1 protein-coding gene is annotated in these 523 nt (G+C 61.0%); it reads right to left on the bottom strand.

Annotation, left to right across the window (positions count from 1 at the left end):
- Positions 1–248, bottom strand: a 248-nt coding sequence (locus tag GU920_RS19660) for a hypothetical protein (protein ID WP_235933423.1), incomplete at its 3' end; no start/stop codon positions are given.
- Between the last annotated feature and the right edge of the window lie 275 nt (positions 249–523).

Raw genomic sequence — 523 nt, 5'->3', positions numbered from 1 at the left:
TCTGCCTCGGGGAGGTTCTGGTAGTTGGCGAAGAGACCCCCACCATTCATCAGATCCCCAGTGAAGATGCGGCGCAGCGTTGTCTCCAGAGGTGTCCCCAGCGCATCGGCAAGCGTGTGCCCGGACAGCCGATCATTAAGGCGCAGGACGATCTGCTGATGGTGCCGAACGATCTCCGATGGAAAGTCGCTAAGTGGCAGACGCTTCTTCTTGAACGACCCCCAATGGTCTCTCTTTGGCTCCCGCACCTCTATCGGATGGGGCCGCGCGCGTTTGAAGCGCAGTTGCCCTTTCCAGCCCTCTAGACGCTCCTGGAATGCGTCCGAGCACCTGTAGACGGTACCATTCCCCTGCGGGGTCGTGCCACCTTCAGCACGTTTCCTCTGCTTAGCAGAGCCTGGGTGATCGTGCGGGCGGCTTTGTATCCGCAGGGCGTATCGGTCCAGCGATGGCGGTCCATGAGGATCCCGAACCGCTCGACCTGGCTGACGGTCCGGAGGAACGATGCCATGAAGCAGATCTG

The organism is Paragemmobacter ruber (genome assembly GCF_009908315.1).
Classification (GTDB): domain Bacteria; phylum Pseudomonadota; class Alphaproteobacteria; order Rhodobacterales; family Rhodobacteraceae; genus Paragemmobacter; species Paragemmobacter ruber.
The sequence above is the reverse complement of the archived record's forward strand: the minus strand, read 5'-3'. Positions and strand labels throughout refer to the sequence as shown.